This is a genomic window from Dysgonomonas mossii DSM 22836 (genome assembly GCF_000213575.1).
Classification (GTDB): domain Bacteria; phylum Bacteroidota; class Bacteroidia; order Bacteroidales; family Dysgonomonadaceae; genus Dysgonomonas; species Dysgonomonas mossii.
The window spans coordinates 1-1,100 of sequence record NZ_GL892024.1; the positions used below are offsets into that span (position 1 = coordinate 1).

1 protein-coding gene is annotated in these 1,100 nt (G+C 39.2%); it reads left to right on the forward strand.

The annotated features are described in order from the left end of the window. Window positions 1–1,100 (forward strand): PcfJ domain-containing protein (locus HMPREF9456_RS16885; RefSeq protein WP_006844786.1); only part of this gene is annotated, 1,100 nt, incomplete at both ends.

Here is a 1,100-nt window from a genome sequence, read left to right on the forward strand (position 1 = left end):
TTTCTTCTTATGTGAAGTTTTACATAAGAAAAATAAATTTCAAGCACAAGTAGTTGAAGCGAGTAGAACTCTACCACAAGTTACCAAAGAGCAAGTTAATTGGGGGTATGAAAACGGCATCGACCATATCGGGCACAGAACCGAAAAAGGGGTAATTACCTGTACTAAATGCGGTCATTCATGGCAGGGAGCAGGGTATTTGGTTACCACCCTTACCGATTGTGACTGTCCGAACTGCAAAGCCAAGCTAAAGGTAGAAACCACCAAGAAACGAATGTTTAACAACCGTTATTATATGACCATTATTACTACTCACAAAGGTTATCAGGTTTTACGTTCCGTAATGTTGTTCTATTCGGCAAAGATAGGAGAAGCAACCAAATATGACTATTCGGAAGTTATGCAACGGTGGATTGCTCCGGGCGGTAAACATTGCACATTGGCAAAACTCCGTCAGACAATGGGCAACTGTTACATTGATTCATGGATATATCACACTGACATAGAATTGCGTAGCGAAAGCACCAATAACAAGTTTTATATAAATGTCTATGACAAAATTCATACAAGCGTTATTTATCCACAACAACAACTCATTCCCGAACTGAAAAGAACAGGCATTAAAAAGCGAAATTTCAATCAAAAACCCTTCGATGTGTATAAGGCATTATTGAAAAATAGCCGAATGGAAACCCTGTTGAAATCAGGACAATTAAGCCTGTTTAAATCATTCCTGAATGATGCTTACCGCAAGGTAGATAATTACTGGGCATCTATCCGCATCTGCATCCGTAACGGATACAAAATCAAAGATGCAACATTATGGTTTGACTACATTGATTATCTGCGCTTTTTCGGTAAAGACTTACACAATGCAAAGTATGTTTGCCCGTCAGACCTGCACAGGGAACACGACAGATATATGCACAAGAAAGCAAAGGCAGATGCACAAAAGGAAATAGAAAAACTACGGGAGAAAGAAGAAGCATTCAGGCAAGCAAAAGCCAAGTTTTTCGGGCTTACCTTTTCCGATGGACTTATACAAGTACGGGTACTTGAAAGTATAGAAGAAATACTATTGGAGGGTAAATTGATGCATC